Consider the following 15,918-nt stretch of genomic DNA (forward strand, 5'->3'; position numbering starts at 1 on the left):
TTGTTATCAATATCTCAATAAAATTCGCTCAAACTAAGAATATGGCAATGATTTAAAACCATTTCCTTGTAAATAGTCCGGTTAGTGTACGCGGACTAAAGGTGATGACGAATCTTATTTTTTGATCGTAATTGGGTTGGGCAATTTCCCATCCATTGCTAGAGTATACAGGGAAATAGAGTTCAAAGTAATCGGTTAACAGGTTTAGCCGCACGCCGGTATCATAAACAAATTGTTCTTTTATACCTCTGTTTTTTAACATACCAAGGTCTCCATAGAGCTCTACCCATCTCCAAAGGTTGACACTGGAATTTATGGTGGCCATCCAATCATTGGCAAATGGATTCTCAAATTTTGATTTAAACCCTCCTTCAGCAACAATGATTTGTTGGCTATAAATCCCCGTCCCTTCAGATCTTCCCAAATAATTATAGTCAAAAAGATAATCTGTAGGCCGATCCAATGAAAAACTAAAGAAATCTGAGCTGCCAGCGGTTTTGTTTCTCAAAAATTTCCCTGCAAAGAATCGTATATTAAATTGTGTGTTATTCTGAAATAGCTTGCGGTATTCCATTTCGTAGGCCAACTTGGTAAACAGATTGGATTGCTGTGCGTCTAGGGACCACGATAGATAGTTAAGAATGTTATTGGTAGTATGGGTATACTTTGCATTCAGTACATTGTAATCTGGATCCGTCTCAAAATCTATATTGTCCAGACTGCTGTCTCTGGTCCTAAACACATTGACGGATCTTAATACTAGGGTGTTGCGTTTGTTTAGTAGTAAGTTATCTGGCCTCCATCCAAAGCCTATGCTGGGGCTTAGGGTGGTGTAGCGCGAATTTTTTTGGTAGTGGCTGGTATATCCCCTTAAGGAGTAATTGGTAACGTATAGTCCACTTTTCCCGTGATATTGTCTAAAGTTAAAACTTCCGTACCCCACAAAGGTTTTTTCGTTGGGAGCATAGGAAGGAGCTACATCAAATACAAAGGGTCGCTCTAATAAAGTCTTATTGTGAAGGCGCATTCCCGGAGAGAGTCCGTCATATTTGTTGAATCCTATTACAGGAACATAAAACACCTGATTAAAGTACGGGTCTTCCGCATCTTTAAAGAATTGAAGTTTTAACCGTTTATTGCTGGAAAAAAAGCCATTAAGGGATTTCCAATTATCGCGTTGGTTAAATTCTGGAATGGTTTGGTCATAGTTTAATACCAAACGCTCTTCGGCCTTATAGGGAATATACAGCGTTTTTTCGTCGGTGATATCGGTAAACCAATATTGTGAGATTACGGAATCATTTCTAATGCCAAATAAGGAAATGGGGACATTAGTCCCTTGTTTGTTTTTTAAGGTCACCGCTAAGCTGTCGCCACTTCTGTTGACCCTTTTAATCTTGAAATCTATTTTTTTGGTGGTGGACACATATTCGTCAAAAAACCAATTGATATCCTTATCCGAATTTTCTACTACCATAAATTTAAAATCGGCTGCGGTGGATTCCTTTAACTTATAGTATTCATAAAATTCTCTAACACTTTGGTCTACTTTCTTTTTACCGGTATAATCCGCTAAATAGGCCAAACCTAAACCTGCTTTGTACCGGTTCGCTATTTTTTGGTTGAATTTGATTAGGGAATCATTGGGGGTGGTTAATGCTTGGTCTACATTTCTTCTGGCAGATAACATATGCAATAACGGATACTGTTCGTTAAATCCCATCTTAGCTAGATGAAAGTTTCGAATACCCCAAATTCCCGATAGTTTTCCCAGTAATTTTTGATCTGGATAATGTTGCTCTACAAAATTAATCATCAGATAATTCGTAATGGCGTCTGTTACCCATTTTTCTTTTCGGGGATCAAGGTACATGGTCTCCTTTAGGAAGCTGTTGAGGGCTGTTTTCAGAAATTTCATTTCAAACTGAAACTGCTCCTCGTAGGGTCTGATAAATTTTGGCAATTGATTTATACCATATAGGGGTTCCTTGTCATAATCCCATTCACTAACCAATAATTGTTTATGGGGAAATTCCCCGAGACTTTCCTGAAGGAAACTGGAGATGCGGTTGATAGAAATTCCAGCGGATATTTCATCGTAATTAATAGATTCTAAATCCGTAATAAACGTTAGCCCTGGGGTTACATGCTTGGTGAAACGTCGGTTTGGAACAATAATTAGCTCACCACCCTTTTGATCCGTACCTATTAGGGTATGCGTTTGCATATTGCCTTGGGTGGATTTTTGGGAAGTGTGAAAATTGGAGACTAGATAGAGATCCTTGGGAAAAGTAAATGTAATGGTAGTATTGGTGATTTCGGTATAGAGATCTTCCAAGTTTTTGTTGGAATACAGATGCCATTCCCCATCATATACTGCTGGGGTTAAATACCAATCTTTTAAAAAGTATTCCCGGAGGTTGCTATACCCATATGGGGTAAATTTATTGGGGGGTAATTTAACCTTGTAGGTAATAAAAAATTGAAGCGACGTTTCTGGTGGCAAGGGGGTATTTAGATCTATCCTTACAATGTCTCGGGCAGGTGAATGCTCCCAAGTTAACCCCAGATGGTCATAATCTACCGCACTGATGATGGTAGTGTATCCCCGTTCTTCCGCTTTTGCCAAATGCAGGCTTTTTTTAAACTCTTCAGCAAATCTTTTGGCCAATACCGTATTCTTGTCGGCATAAGCACTTGCCCAATCATTGAAATAAAGGGTGTTTAGAGTGTCTTTGGATTGATTGTAATAATTAATTTCTTGCTGGATGCTGATTACATTTGTTGCTTCATCCAACGATGCTATTATCCTGTTGCTATGCTGGGAGTACCCCAGATAGCACCAGGATAATAATACAATCACAAGGGCATATGTTGTATTCTTTGACAAATTCTTCAAGCAAGGTGGAATTTAAAAGTTGGGGGTAAGTAGGTTGCCTTTGTAAAAAGCATCAATAATATCTACTACTTCCTCTTCCGTGTCCACAATTTTAATCAGATCTAGGTCGGTTGGACTAATATTTCCTATTTCTAGCATGGAAGATTTAATCCAATCGATTAATCCACTCCAAAACTCTTTTCCGACCAAAATAATTGGGAATTTCTCAATTTTATTGGTCTGTATTAGGGTGATGGCCTCAAAAAGCTCGTCTAAGGTGCCAAATCCGCCTGGCATAACCACAAATCCTTGAGAATACTTTACAAACATCACTTTGCGAACAAAAAAGTAATCGAAATCTAAACTTTTATCATTATCAATATAAGGGTTGTCGTGTTGTTCAAAGGGAAGATCAATATTTAATCCCACCGAAGTACCACCGGCTAAATGAGCACCTTTATTCCCGGCTTCCATAATCCCAGGGCCACCTCCAGTGATGATTCCATAACCAGCCTCAGAAATCCGTTTGGATACCTTAACGGCTAACTCGTAGATGGGATCCCCTGGTTTTGTTCTGGCAGATCCAAAAATGGAAACACATGGGCCAATCGCACTCATTTTTTCAAATCCATTTACAAATTCGCCCATTATTTTAAATAGGGCCCATGAATCGTTGGTCTTTATTTCATTCCACCCTTTATGATGTTGTTCTTTTCTCATAATATTTAATAAATCAAACTGTGTTATAGTTTACCAAATGTGCTAAAAATCCCTAGCCCAAGCAAACTTTTGTTGGGAAGGCGAATTTTGTGGCCGGTAAACCTGTTAAAATTACAAACCTAATTCTTTTCTAAGATACTTGGAAGTATGACTTTTCTTATCCATCGCCACTTCTTCCGGGGTTCCTTTAGCGACTACCATTCCTCCTTTTTTGCCTCCTTCATGGCCTATGTCTATAATATAGTCCATCATTTTTATAACATCCATATTGTGTTCTATAATCAATACGGTATTGCCATGGTCTACTAGCTTGTTTAAAACATCCATCAGTACCCTGATATCCTCAAAATGTAATCCGGTAGTGGGTTCATCTAAGATGTAAAACGTATTTCCGGTATCTTTTTTGGATAACTCCGTAGCCAACTTTATCCGTTGCGCCTCTCCTCCAGACAAGGTGGTAGATTGTTGGCCCAAGGAAATATAACCTAGGCCTACATCCTGAATTGTTTTTAATTTTCGATGGATTTTAGGAATGTTTTCAAAAAAGTCTACCGATTCATTGATTGTCATTTCAAGGACATCTGCAATGGATTTTCCCTTGTATCTAATCTCCAAGGTCTCTCTATTAAAACGTTTGCCATAGCATGTTTCACAATCTACATAAACGTCTGGCAAAAAGTTCATTTCAATGACACGCAATCCTCCACCCTTACAAGTTTCGCAACGCCCGCCTTTCACATTAAAACTAAATCTGCCTGGCTTATAGCCCCTTATGGCAGCTTCTTGTGTCTTGGCAAACAAGGATCTAATTTCGCTAAACACCCCCGTATAGGTAGCAGGATTAGATCTAGGGGTACGGCCTATGGGAGACTGGTTTATGTCTATCACCTTGTCTATATGCTCCAGGCCACTAATTTTTTTATAGGGCATTGGTTTTTTTACCCCATTAAAATAATGCGCGTTTAGGATGGGATATAGGGTTTCACTGATGAGGGTAGACTTCCCACTTCCCGAAACTCCGGTAACGCCTATCATTTTTCCCAAGGGGAATTCAACCGAAATGTTTTTAAGATTATTCCCAGTACATCCCGTAAGTTTGATTGACTTTCCATTGCCAGGTCGCCTAGTCCCAGGAACCGCTATGCTTAGCTCTCCAGAAATGTAGGAAGCTGTGAGGGTATGATGGTTTTTAAGGTCTGCAGGGCTTCCTTCGGAAATTATTTCACCCCCGTGTCTCCCCGCCTTTGGACCAATATCTATTACATGGTCTGCACGTTCTATCATGTCCCGGTCGTGTTCTACTACAATAACCGAATTCCCAATATCTCTTAGGGATTCCAAGGATTGTATTAAGCGTTCATTGTCCCTTTGGTGTAATCCAATGCTAGGCTCGTCCAATATATAGAGTACGCCCACCAGCTGAGACCCAATTTGGGTGGCCAATCGGATACGTTGAGCCTCTCCTCCGGATAATGACTTACTACTTCGGTTTAAGGAAAGGTAATTTAGGCCTACATCCAATAAGAATTGAATCCTGACTCTAATTTCCTTAATTACCTCTTCGGCAATCTTTAATTGCTTGTTTGTGAGTCTAGATTCTAAATTCTGGAAAAACTCCGCTAACTCAGAAATGTCCCAATTAGATAACTGGGAAATATTCTTGTTGTCTATCTTAAAATTTAAGGAAGCTTGTTTTAACCGTGTTCCCTCGCATGTTGGGCATTTAATCTTATCCATATACTCCTTCGCCCACCGTTTAATGCTGGTGGAACTGGCTTCGTGGAATTGATTTTTTATGAAATGCGATATCCCTTCATAATCTATCTTGTACTGTCTTTTTACACCAAGTGCTTTAGAATCTACCTCAAAACTCTCTTTGCCACCATAGAGTAATATTTTAATAGCTTCTTCCGGTATGGTTGCAATGGGATCGTCCAACTTAAACTGATAGCGTTGTGCAATAATCTCTATCTGTTTAAAAGCCCATGATTTTTTATAAGGTCCCAAGGGGGCTATACCTCCAGCGATAATCGATAGCTTTTTGTTAGGGAAAATTTTATTTTCGTTTACCTCATAAACATTGCCCAAACCATTGCAATCCGGACACATTCCCTTTGGGGAGTTAAATGAAAATGTGTTTGGTTCAGGCGCAGGATAAGAAATTCCTGTGGTGGGGCACATTAGATCCCTGCTAAAATAACGAGGTTCTTGGGTGCCTTCCTCCAGAACCATTAAAATATTGTCCCCACTGTACATGGCCGTATTAATGGATTCGGAAAGCCGTTTGTCTAAATCTGGACTGGGTACAATTTTAAGTCGGTCTATTACAATTTCGATGTCATGGGTCTTGTAACGGTCTACTTTCATACCCTTTACAATATCCTTTATTTCCCCATTGACCCTTACTTTTACAAAGCCCTGCTTGGCAATTTGCTCAAATAACTCTCTATAATGCCCCTTTCTAGATCTTACTACTGGAGCTAGAATGTTAACTCGCTTGTCCATGTAGGTGCTTATAATGAGATCTTTAATCTGTGCATCATCATAACTCACCATCTTTTCCCCAGTATTGAAGCTATAGGCGTCGCTAGCCCTTGCATATAGCAGTCTCAGGAAATCATAAATTTCGGTAATGGTGCCAACTGTAGACCTAGGAGATTTAGAAGTGGTTTTTTGCTCTATGGCGATAACAGGTGAAAGTCCGTCAATCTTATCCACGTCCGGTCGCTCCAGTCCCCCTAAAAATTGTCGTGCATAAGCAGAAAACGTTTCTATATACCTTCGTTGTCCTTCCGCATAAATGGTGTCGAAGGCTAAGGATGATTTCCCACTGCCCGAGAGACCGGTAATTACCACCAGTTTTTCCCTTGGGATAGTAACATCTATATTTTTAAGGTTGTGCACCCGAGCTCCCTGAACCTCAATATTTTCTTCGTATGCCATCATTCGTATAATCAAAACGCGAAGTTACGACAATGACCATTAATAATGAAGACGCACTAATTTAGTTTTTTGTTATGTAAGGGCTTAGCCATAAATTAGCGTGTCAAATAAAAACAAAATAGCATATGCAAATACTAGGTATAGGATCGCGAATAAATCATAAGGAACATGGGAAAGGAGTGGTGACCAACGTCACCTCCCAGCATTATTGGGTGACATTTATGGATAGCGGATTGGAAACTATAGCCATAGATTCAGATTTCGAAATTATTGAGTCACTAGAGGGGGAAGTAGATTCCATCAGTTTTTCAGAAGTGGAGCAATCGTTAATTCAGATTCTTAGAAAATGGAGCGACATAAGTTCGGTAACCCCAATTGCGGATAAATGGAAAGGTGGATCTATCGTATTAAAACCAGGGGATGCCAACTTATCGGAAAAAGAAATTCCCATGGATACTTTTTTTCATAAGATAGTGATGGTAAGAGATCGTGTAAGGGTTATGGAGCAGAAAATCAATAGTAATTCCAAATTGCATGATCAGGAAAAGATAGATCTACAGCAATATATCACCCGTATTTATGGTAGTCTAACAACTTTTAATGTATTGTTTAAGAATCAAAGCGATCAATTTGTGGGAGCTAAAAGTAAATAGTTTCGTATGGCTAAAACAACGGAAATATTACAATGGTCCTAGCATAATTTAGGAATTGTAGGTACCAACCTTACAGAAGCTTGTTAGACGGCAGTTTTTGCCCGGATATAAGAAGTGGTGCTGGGCGTATTTTCTTGTACAAAAAGTTTGTTGTTGAGCAGGGATCTTAGGTTGGTTTTAGGAAGGGATCCTTTGTAATGGAGTTGTGAAAGATCTCGCTGAAGAATCTGTGTTTTTTCCAGATTGTTGTAGAGGGCAAGTTGTCTTTTGCGATCGTAGATAACAAATTCTGTTTGCGGAAACTTTAATCGGTAGTATCTAGAAATCAAGGGTATTACATTATAGTGTGGCTCCACTACAGAGAAGTAAACTGAATCCTTAGAAACTCCGAATTTTGCGCTAGACTCAATTCGGAGTTTCTCCCTAGCAACCATCCCTGTATACTGATAGAGCTTTACATTTATGGCATGTAATTCTTCCAGCTCCTCCTTGGAAAGCGTTCGGTAGAGTGAACAGATATACTTGTAAAGTAGCAGTTCTACCCCCTTAATTTCGCTTAAAAAAGAAAAATAAACGGTTTTGATGGCCCCATTGTTCTTGTTCCGTATTCCGGTCCATACACGCTGGGCTATATCCAAATCTGTAACAATGGTTACGGTTTCTGTAAACAACCCATTTTGCGATTCGTTGGCTGTTTGAATGTCGATGACCTTTATCTTCGTTTCAAAGGCCCGATATATGGCACATAGGAATCCATTGAAGCTTCCATCGTATCGTAAGATTTTTGCATTTTCCATACTTGTTCCAATATATTGATTTATAATTATCTTTCATTTCCTTGTATTGAATCTACTTTACCTCTTGGCTAATCACAAGACCCTTTTAGGGCTATCTTCTTAGGAGTGGGCTTCCTTTACGGAAGGGTATAGCATCCATATCTTTATTGAAATCTCCAAAATTATAAGCTCCATAATGTTGCAGTTATTCCAAATATATGGAATTTTTCCTAAAAATGGAAATAATCCAAAAATTCTATTGGATATACTCCAAATTATGTATATTTGAAAATAATAGATCCGCCTAGGAAGCATAATCCTTTGTGGGAGTGTTAATTAAAATCTTGGGATATGAACGATAATGCAGAGATTGCTATAAAACGATTTACAGAATTACGTAGGGAACTAGGCTTTACCCAGGCAGAATTTGCCAAGTTATTGGGAGTTTCCAATACCACTGCCGATATAGAACGTGGTAGAACCAAGTTATCAGGGACCGTGGTGGCTCAACTCCTTAAACAATTCAACGTTAATCCATTGTGGTTGTTTGGAGAAAGCAATAACAGGCATTTATCTCCTGCCAACAGTAGTGTTATGCCAAAAGTTGTGACCGTTGATGCTTCAGATAATGAAAATATGGTATTGGTAAATGCAAAAGCTGCCGCAGGTTACCCTCAAAACATACAGGATACAAGTTGGTATAAGCAGCTACCGGCCTTTGACATTCCTCTTCCCGAATTCAGAAACGCAACCTATCGAGGTTTTCAAGTCGAAGGGGACAGTATGTTGCCTAATTTAAGACCAGGGGAGTGGGTGCTCGCAAAAGCCGTTGAAGGCCTGGAAGATGTTAGTCCAAATAAAATTTATGTGGTGGTCTTGTATGATGCCGTTTTGGTTAAGAAACTCGAAAGAACTCCAGATCCCACAGAGATGGCCCTTATCTCCTTAAATGAAAATTATCCTCCCTATCGTGTTAAGACCAATCAGATACAGGAATTGTGGCAGGTTGGCAGTAAAATAACCTTTGGTGTAGACGCTACCTCCGAAAATGGACTGCTGCGACAATTACAGGAATCCATGGAGGAATTAAAAAGTCAGATTAGAAGGGTGAATAATTAATGGAAAAATGCTACTTGACCTTCCGTTTTAAATGCAGTCCAAACCCCTTAAAATATGCCAAATAAGGCATACACCACAAATTATTGGGATTACACAACAATATAAAAGCTGTATAAACCAAAAAGTTTAAATTAGCTACCGATAAAAGATCCCAAATCTTATCATGTTACTTATATCGAAAGGCATTGCAAATTATTTGTATTGCCTTTTTTTACATTGTTAGCACGGATGATTATTAGGTTGTTAACTATATTTTGGTGAGTTGTGGGACCTGTGTTGTGGGTCAGGTGATTTTTTAATACTTTACAGCAGCCAAAGACTTCAGCCATAATTGCTTAGTGCAACTAGGTTCTAGATAATAGATTTGTTATTGTGGACTTCATCTTCGCAACAATGCTTCTACTTTTACGTTGGTATATAACTTCATGCTTTAGTAACATTCCCTTGATTAAGGAGGGTGTGGGTATGGATTAATTTAGTGAGATGCTCAACTTTGAAAATGATAAAGTCTGTAAGTAATAAATTGTTGGTTTTTACATTGTGCTTCCTAAATGGGTGGCTGGCCATGGCACAAGATACAGTGGCAGAGCCCCATTTTCTCAAGGAATTTCAGGAATTGGAAAAAGCCGATGAAAGATTTCAGTACTTTTTCAATACCTCTAATCGTTACGTAAAGAATTCTGCTTATGACTGGCAGGCAATGGTGAATAAGTACCAAAGCAATGCCCTAAAGGTCAATGATTCCCTAAGTTTCATGAAGTATCGAATAATGCAGGCGCAGTTATTTTATGATCTAGGCGATTATAGTAAAAGTGTGGCAATCGCCCATGAACTGTATGAGGAGTGGGAAGGGATGGATGTTAAATTTAAAAGCGTATTGCTCAGTTTAATAGACGATAACTATGCGAAACTAGGCTTATACGATCGTCAATTTGATATTCGGAACGAGAAAAGGGAGTTAGGGCTTTCCGATAAGGTAGTGTTTTACGATATCTATTCCAATTTGGGCTTGCATAGAAAGGCGATGGACGATTATATAAAGGAGACCCTGAAAACTCTAGAGGAGCACGATTATTATGGTCAGGCAGAGTATCATAATAATGTAGGGACCTATTTAATGTTAGATATGTCTACTCCCACAGCGCTCACCTATTATAAAAAGGCAGAGGGCTTTATAACGATTTTTTTAATCGATATTACTAGACAAAAAACAGAGCAGGAATTAAACAAGGGAAAATTACTAAAAGGAATCATTAACGGGAACATAGGGAAGTGCTATGCTAGACTAAAAGAGTTTGATCTTGCGATTCCTTTATTGGAAAATTCTATAGCTACCATTGAAAAGTACAACACAGGGAATTATTCCACGGAACTAGTGATGAACACTCTGGAGTTATCTGACTGTTTTCTGCAAAAGGAAGAATTTGAAAAAGCGAAAGAATTACTGCTAAAAGTAGTTGCACCAGTTAGCGTAGAAAATGTATTAAGAAGAAACGGACTCTTGGCCGCTTATTATGACCGAACCAAGGATTATAAAGGCGCTGTAGATTACCTGAAAAGAAATGTAAGGATTAGGGATTCGTTGAAAAAGAATGAATCTTCCATGAAAAAGCAACAATTGGCGGCCGTTGCCGGGCAGGAAATAGAGTACTCCAAAAAGATGATGGAGGAGCAGAAGCGGGATCTGGAAAAATCCAAAATAGATCTTCAGGCAAAGGAAGAACGGATTAATATTGTCTTTATTTCGCTGATATTCACTTTAATGGGCTTTGCAGGATTGGTTTATGCTTATATAAAAAGTATAAAAAATCAGCGGCTTATAGCAGATCAAAAGCAAATTATAGAGGCTTCCCTAGTAGAGAAGGATTCCTTGTTAAAGGAAATACACCATCGAGTGAAAAACAACCTGCAAATGGTCTCAAGTCTACTTAGTCTGCAAACCAAAAACACTAGAAGCAAGTCGGCAATCCTAGCATTGGAAGAGGGGAAGAGTAGGGTAAAGGCTATGGCATTGATACATCAAAAACTCTATCAAAATGATGACCTTTCCGTTATTGAAATGCAGGGATATATAGAAAGTCTTATCAATAGTGTACAATCTGTCTATAAAAAAGGCGGACATACGATCAATATTACCATCGATGCCGAGGGGGTAGAGCTAGATATTGATAGGGCCATTCCGTTTGGATTAATCTTAAATGAGTTGGTTTCCAACTCCTTTAAATATGCATTTCCCAATGGCGGGATAAACGGAGAGGGGGAGAAAATCTATATACATTTAAACAAAAATGGCGACCAAGGATACTTTGAGTATTCCGATAATGGGATAGGTATGCCAGAGGATACGGATTTAGAGAAAAACACCTCAATGGGAATACGATTGATGAATCGACTGGTTAATCAGTTGCAGTCTACCTTAAATATCGATAAAACTACGGAAGGAGTTCGTTTTTGGTTCAATTTTAAATAACTTTGGATGAAAACAACTTTAATATGCAAATTACTTTTTTAGGTCATGCTTCCCTGCAAATTATGGTGGCAGGGAAAACACTTTTAGTGGATCCATTTATATCTGGAAACGAGAAAGCAAAAGGGATTATTGATGTAAATGAGCTAAATCCGGATTATATCCTGGTTACCCATGCTCATCAAGACCATATTTTGGATGTAGAGGCCATTGCTAAACGAAGCAAGGCCGTAGTGGTTAGTAACTTTGAAATAGCCACTTATTACGAGAACAAAGGCATTGCTGTTCACCCTATGAATCATGGTGGTAGTTGGAACTTTGATTTCGGTGTTTTAAAATATGTAAATGCAATCCACACTTCTTCATTCCCCGATGGAACTTATGGCGGACAGCCAGGAGGGTTTGTATTATCTTCAGAAGATAAGCACATTTATATTGCGGGAGATACAGCCTTGACTATGGATATGAAACTAATCCCATTATTTGCCAAACTAGATCTTGCCATCTTACCAGTAGGTGATAATTTTACCATGGGACCCAAAGATGCCGTGATTGCTGCAGACTATGTTGGCTGTGATAAGGTTCTGGGTTATCACTATGACACCTTTGGTTTTATCGAAATAGACCATGAAAAAGCAAAAAAGGCTTTTGCCGATACAGGAAAAGAACTGGTGTTGTTAAAAATAGGAGAGGAGCTTTCGGTATAATTTGTGTGTAGGGTTCTTAAGAACTTTTTTCACACGCCAACATTTCAGTAAAACTTTTAGGAACATCCCATTTAGAGATAGCTATCAATACGCTCTAGGGATGTTCTTTTATTTTATTGCAATCATGCCTATACAAGATCTTAAAAATATTCCGTTTTGTCCCCCGGTTTTACCTTTGTCATTACCTTATAAAGTGGCAAGTCAAGAATCTTTTATGGAAGATTTAAGGAGGAAAGCCGTCTTTTAGTTTTGGCCTACCGTTATATAAAGATCTTTGTAGTTCTGGTTTATAAGGGGATTAAATTCAATATCAATCTATTAGAGGGGGAGAGGAAAGGTGCGTTGGTTCTATAGCTTTGATTCTGCTTATAATTCCCTCCTAATAGGAAAAAGATAGTTAATTTTGGCTTTATCGATTATGAAAGCAACTTACAATAAATACATTCTAGAATTTAAGAAACCCAGTGGCACCTCTAGAGGCATAATGACCCAAAAAGAGACCTGGTTTTTAATTTTGGAAAAAGACGGCCAGGTTGGTATTGGGGAATGCGGCCTCTTAAGGGGATTAAGTGTGGACGACCTTCCTAACTATGAAGAGAAGTTAAAATGGACCTGTAACAATATCCACCTAGGAAAAGATGCGTTGTGGGAAGCCCTTAGGGACTACCCCAGTATACAGTTTGGATTGGAGCAAGCGTTTCTCACTCTGGAATCTAACGACAGGTTTGGCTTGTTTCCTTCAGAATTTACCAAAGGAGAGCAGCTTATTCCCATTAATGGACTGGTCTGGATGGGAAATGAGGACTTTATGCACCAGCAGATTGCCCAAAAGCTCAAAGAGGGTTTCCGATGTATTAAAATGAAGATTGGGGCTATTGACTTCGAGAAGGAATTGGCCCTTCTAGCTTCTATCCGTGAGACTTATGATCAAAATCAAATAGAATTAAGGGTAGACGCAAACGGAGCATTTACTCCTTCCCAGGCTATGGAGAAGTTGCAAAAATTGGCATCCTATGGTATCCACTCCATAGAGCAGCCCATTAAAGCAGGACAAACGGTCCAAATGAGAGAATTGTGCAGTAATACGCCCATTCCAATTGCTTTGGATGAAGAACTTATTGGGGTTAATGATGTAACAAAGAAAGAAGAATTACTACAAACTATTCGTCCGCAGTATATAATTTTAAAACCGAGTTTAATAGGCGGATTTAAAGGTAGTGAAGAGTGGATAGCCATTGCCGATAGGCTTAATGTTAAATGGTGGGTTACGAGTGCACTAGAGAGTAATGTTGGATTAAATGCTATTGCACAATGGACGTATACCTTGGGTAGCAGTATGCTTCAAGGTTTGGGAACAGGGAGTCTATTTACCAACAACTTCCCAAGCCCTTTAAAGGTTGAAAACGGGCATTTAGGATATATGCAAGGTGTAAAGTGGGACGAAAAATTATTGGAGAAAATATGTATATAGAGCAAGGGTATAAGGGAAAACATGAGTCTTGGCGGTATGTAGTTGGCGTTTTGATCATATTTGTTGGTTGGCAGGTTATTGGGATGATCCCCTTATTATTTGCTTTAATCTTAAAATCCTTGGAAGCAGATACTATGCCTACGGATATAGGGGAAATGGCTAAGCTGCTTGGGAGTAACTTGTTTTTATTTTTAATGCTATTGTCCTTCGCATTCGGGATGGTCGCTACCTTGGTTACAACGAAAGTATTACATAAACAATCCATCGTATCCCTTACTACCAGCAGGAGTAAAATAGATTGGAGCCGGGTGATATATGCGTTTGCCATATGGGCTGGCATTACACTCGTTATACTGGGGCTGGATATTTTTCTTAGTCCGGAGGATTATGAATTCAATTTTAACCTCAAACCTTTTTTAATCCTATCTGTTATTGCCATTCTCCTTATTCCCTTGCAGACCAGTTTTGAGGAGTATTTTATGCGAGGGTATTTAATGCAGGGGATTGGTATATTGGCAGGTAAGAGGTGGGTGCCTTTAGTGGTTACTTCATTAATTTTTGGTCTCTTGCACCTCTTTAATCCTGAAGTGGAAAAACTGGGTTACGGAATTATGGTCTACTATATTGGGACTGGATTTTTCTTGGGAATAATCACCTTGATGGATGAAGGGCTAGAATTGGCTATAGGATTTCACGCAGCCAATAATTTACTAACGGCTTTATTGGTGACGGCAGATTGGACCGCGTTTCAGACAGAATCTATCTATAGAGATATCTCCGAACCAGAATTGGGCTGGGATGTGTTGGTGCCGGTGTTAGTGATTTACCCTATCCTCTTATATGTGTTTGCCAAGAAATATGGCTGGACCAATTGGAAGGATCGATTAGCAGGGGACGTGAGGTCTAAGGAAATTTTACAACTAGTGGAAGCAGATGAATCCAAGTTATTATAATATTCACCCTAAGTTTAAACTCAACGGGAAGCATTATGGTCACCGGGATCTTTTGGAGCAGGCCTATTGCCTGGTGAAGGAAGGGGAGGATTATGAAATTGCAATAGGTGATTTTTTGCTGGATTGGTTGGATGCCTCCAATGTTGTGCAAGTGAATACCTCTGGATCTACAGGAATTCCTAAAAAAATAAATCTAGAAAAAAAACACATGGTCAATTCTGCATTGGCCACCGGTGCTTTCTTTAATCTTGAAGAAGGAACCAAGGCATTACATTGCTTGCCCACAGGATTTATTGCAGGTAAAATGATGCTGGTCCGAGCCATGGTCTTGGGGTGGGAGATACAGTTGGTAGCACCCAATGCCCAACCCATGCAATCCGTTAAGGGAGCATACGATTTTGGGGCCATGGTACCGCTACAGGTAGAAAACTCTTTGGTCAGCTTAGATAGAATAGGCACTTTAATTGTGGGAGGAGCTCCCATGTCTGGGGAACTTAAATCCAAGTTGACCGGAATTCCTACACATGTCTATGAAACCTATGGGATGACGGAGACCATTACCCATATTGCCGCAAAGCGAGTAACTACGAAGAAAGTCAATGAGGGTGAATCTAATCTAACCAATAATTTTAAAGCCCTTCCCAAAGTTTCCTTTTCTGTAGATCAACGCGGGTGTTTGGTGATAAAAGCACCCCATGTTTCGGAGCAGGAGGTTGTTACCAATGATATAGTTAGACTTTTTTCTAAATCCGAATTTGAATGGTTGGGCCGCTTTGATAATGTGGTGAATTCTGGTGGGATTAAATTGATGCCGGAACAAATTGAATTCAAGTTATCCACTCTATTGACGAAGCGATTCTTTGTAACCGGAATCCCAGATGCCACTTTGGGACAAAAATTGGTTTTGGTGGTAGAAGGTGAGGAGGATATTTCCATATTACAAGAGAAAATAAAAAAGATTCCTTCCCTCGATAAATATGAAATGCCTAAGCAAATCTACACCCTTCCCAATTTTGTTGAAACAGGCAGCGGTAAAGTAAATAGGGGAGAAACATTACGGGCTTTGGAGTTATAGTATTCAGTAATCAGTTGTCAGTGGGCAGTTTTTTTCAGTGATCAATTAACATTTAACAATTATCAATGGTTTAGTATTTAGTAGTGAGATTTGTTCGGTATAAGCCTGCTAACTCTTGAACCTGGAACTGAATACTTGGCAATTGTGAATTATTAT

Annotated in this window: 11 protein-coding genes; 7 read left to right on the forward strand and 4 right to left on the reverse strand. The window is 39.1% G+C overall.

Translation table 11 applies throughout. The annotated features are described in order from the left end of the window. Positions 1-52 precede the first annotated feature (52 nt). The 3 genes from BV214_RS14770 to uvrA form a co-directional block, all read right to left on the reverse strand. On the reverse strand, positions 53-2,863 hold the full coding sequence (locus BV214_RS14770) for a gluzincin family metallopeptidase (protein WP_245806806.1): 2,811 nt from the start codon (positions 2,861-2,863) through the stop codon (positions 53-55). 48 nt (positions 2,864-2,911) lie between these two features. Next, positions 2,912-3,598: an LOG family protein gene (locus BV214_RS14775; RefSeq protein ID WP_086478281.1), complete on the reverse strand. Its 687-nt coding sequence runs from the start codon at positions 3,596-3,598 to the stop codon at positions 2,912-2,914. 111 nt (positions 3,599-3,709) lie between these two features. After that, positions 3,710-6,544, reverse strand: coding sequence for an excinuclease ABC subunit UvrA (gene uvrA, locus BV214_RS14780; RefSeq protein WP_086478282.1), 2,835 nt, complete (start codon positions 6,542-6,544; stop codon positions 3,710-3,712). A 122-nt stretch (positions 6,545-6,666) separates the two neighbouring features. Between uvrA and BV214_RS14785 the strand changes: the two genes are divergently transcribed. Further along, positions 6,667-7,194: a hypothetical protein gene (locus tag BV214_RS14785; protein WP_086478283.1), complete on the forward strand. Its 528-nt coding sequence runs from the start codon at positions 6,667-6,669 to the stop codon at positions 7,192-7,194. An 83-nt stretch (positions 7,195-7,277) separates the two neighbouring features. Here the strand turns inward: BV214_RS14785 and BV214_RS14790 are convergent, their stop codons facing one another. After that, the gene (locus BV214_RS14790) at positions 7,278-7,991 is read right to left on the reverse strand and encodes a TIGR03915 family putative DNA repair protein (RefSeq protein ID WP_086478284.1); all 714 of its coding nucleotides are present in this window, start codon (positions 7,989-7,991) and stop codon (positions 7,278-7,280) included. A 330-nt stretch (positions 7,992-8,321) separates the two neighbouring features. Here BV214_RS14790 and BV214_RS14800 point away from each other — a divergent pair, with 330 nt between their 5' ends. The 6 genes from BV214_RS14800 (at position 8,322) to BV214_RS14825 (ending at position 15,762) form a co-directional block, all read left to right on the forward strand. Continuing rightward, positions 8,322-9,089 (forward strand): XRE family transcriptional regulator, encoded by a 768-nt coding sequence (locus tag BV214_RS14800; RefSeq protein WP_086478286.1) that lies wholly within the window; start codon positions 8,322-8,324, stop codon positions 9,087-9,089. A gap of 565 nt (positions 9,090-9,654) precedes the next feature. Next, positions 9,655-11,559: a sensor histidine kinase gene (locus tag BV214_RS14805; RefSeq protein ID WP_245806807.1), complete on the forward strand. Its 1,905-nt coding sequence runs from the start codon at positions 9,655-9,657 to the stop codon at positions 11,557-11,559. A gap of 23 nt (positions 11,560-11,582) precedes the next feature. Beyond that, on the forward strand, positions 11,583-12,263 hold the full coding sequence (locus BV214_RS14810; RefSeq protein WP_086478294.1) for a metal-dependent hydrolase: 681 nt from the start codon (positions 11,583-11,585) through the stop codon (positions 12,261-12,263). Between the two features lie 418 nt (positions 12,264-12,681). Beyond that, positions 12,682-13,734 (forward strand): o-succinylbenzoate synthase, encoded by a 1,053-nt coding sequence (gene menC, locus BV214_RS14815; protein WP_086478288.1) that lies wholly within the window; start codon positions 12,682-12,684, stop codon positions 13,732-13,734. Then, a complete protein-coding gene (locus BV214_RS14820) occupies positions 13,725-14,687 on the forward strand; it encodes a CPBP family intramembrane glutamic endopeptidase (RefSeq protein WP_086478289.1) in 963 nt (320 codons plus the stop codon). Before menC ends, BV214_RS14820 begins: the two co-directional genes overlap by 10 nt. Next, entirely contained in the window at positions 14,668-15,762 is a 1,095-nt protein-coding gene (locus BV214_RS14825; RefSeq protein ID WP_086478290.1) for an AMP-binding protein, read from the forward strand. Before BV214_RS14820 ends, BV214_RS14825 begins: the two co-directional genes overlap by 20 nt. Positions 15,763-15,918 lie beyond the last annotated feature (156 nt).

Source organism: Arenibacter amylolyticus (genome assembly GCF_002150785.1).
GTDB classification, from domain to species: domain Bacteria; phylum Bacteroidota; class Bacteroidia; order Flavobacteriales; family Flavobacteriaceae; genus Arenibacter; species Arenibacter amylolyticus.

What these genes read in the sequence shown, in the direction of transcription:
- BV214_RS14800 (WP_086478286.1), top strand. Translation starts at nt 8,322, where the DNA reads ATGAACGATAATGCAGAGATTGCTATAAAACGATTTACAGAATTACGT.
- BV214_RS14775 (WP_086478281.1), bottom strand. Translation starts at nt 3,598, where the DNA reads ATGAGAAAAGAACAACATCATAAAGGGTGGAATGAAATAAAGACCAAC.
- BV214_RS14820 (WP_086478289.1), top strand. Translation starts at nt 13,725, where the DNA reads ATGTATATAGAGCAAGGGTATAAGGGAAAACATGAGTCTTGGCGGTAT.
- BV214_RS14810 (WP_086478294.1), top strand. Translation starts at nt 11,583, where the DNA reads ATGCAAATTACTTTTTTAGGTCATGCTTCCCTGCAAATTATGGTGGCA.
- menC (WP_086478288.1), top strand. Translation starts at nt 12,682, where the DNA reads ATGAAAGCAACTTACAATAAATACATTCTAGAATTTAAGAAACCCAGT.
- uvrA (WP_086478282.1), bottom strand. Translation starts at nt 6,544, where the DNA reads ATGATGGCATACGAAGAAAATATTGAGGTTCAGGGAGCTCGGGTGCAC.
- BV214_RS14785 (WP_086478283.1), top strand. Translation starts at nt 6,667, where the DNA reads ATGCAAATACTAGGTATAGGATCGCGAATAAATCATAAGGAACATGGG.
- BV214_RS14790 (WP_086478284.1), bottom strand. Translation starts at nt 7,991, where the DNA reads ATGGAAAATGCAAAAATCTTACGATACGATGGAAGCTTCAATGGATTC.
- BV214_RS14805 (WP_245806807.1), top strand. Translation starts at nt 9,655, where the DNA reads ATGGCACAAGATACAGTGGCAGAGCCCCATTTTCTCAAGGAATTTCAG.
- BV214_RS14825 (WP_086478290.1), top strand. Translation starts at nt 14,668, where the DNA reads ATGAATCCAAGTTATTATAATATTCACCCTAAGTTTAAACTCAACGGG.